The organism is Marinobacterium lacunae (assembly GCF_000705555.1).
GTDB classification, from domain to species: Bacteria; Pseudomonadota; Gammaproteobacteria; order Pseudomonadales; family Balneatricaceae; genus Marinobacterium_D; species Marinobacterium_D lacunae.
On record NZ_JMQN01000058.1, the window covers coordinates 1 to 560 of the forward strand.

The 560-nt window shown below is 63.9% G+C and carries 1 protein-coding gene and 1 pseudogene; both read left to right on the plus strand.

Features of this window, described 5'->3' with window-relative positions:
* On the plus strand, positions 1–377 hold a 377-nt coding region (locus ADIMK_RS19540; protein ID WP_036187850.1), incomplete at its 5' end, for an electron transfer flavoprotein subunit beta/FixA family protein.
* A gap of 10 nt (positions 378–387) precedes the next feature.
* Positions 388–560: pseudogene (locus ADIMK_RS19545) on the plus strand (electron transfer flavoprotein subunit alpha/FixB family protein); the annotation flags it as partial.

Consider the following 560-nt stretch of genomic DNA (forward strand, 5'->3'; position numbering starts at 1 on the left):
ACCAGACCGGCCAGATGCTGGCAGCACTGACCGGTCGCCCCCAGGGCACCTTTGCCTCTGCGGTGAAGGTGGAGGGCGATAAGGCTGTCGTTACCCGCGAGGTGGACGGCGGTCTGCGCACGGTTGAGCTGGCCCTGCCGGCCATTGTCACCACCGATCTGCGTTTGAACGAGCCGCGCTACGCCAAGCTGCCGGACATCATGAAGGCGAAGAAGAAGCCGCTGGAGGTGAAGACCCCGGCCGATCTCGGCGTCGAGCTCAAGCAGCATATCCAGCTGCTCAAGGTGGAGGCACCGGCCCAGCGTCAGGCGGGTATCAAGGTGGACAGCGTCGATGCGCTGATCGACAAGCTGAAGAACGAAGCCAAGGTTATCTAAGGGGGCTGATATGACAACGCTACTTATCGCAGAACACGACAATCAGACCCTGAGCCCGTCAACGCTGCACGCGCTGACCGCCGCCACCGAGATCGGTGGCGATATCCACCTGCTGGTGGCAGGCAGCGGCTGTGGCGGTGTGGCGGAGGCCGCCGCGCAGGTGCCGGGTATCGCCAAGGTGCT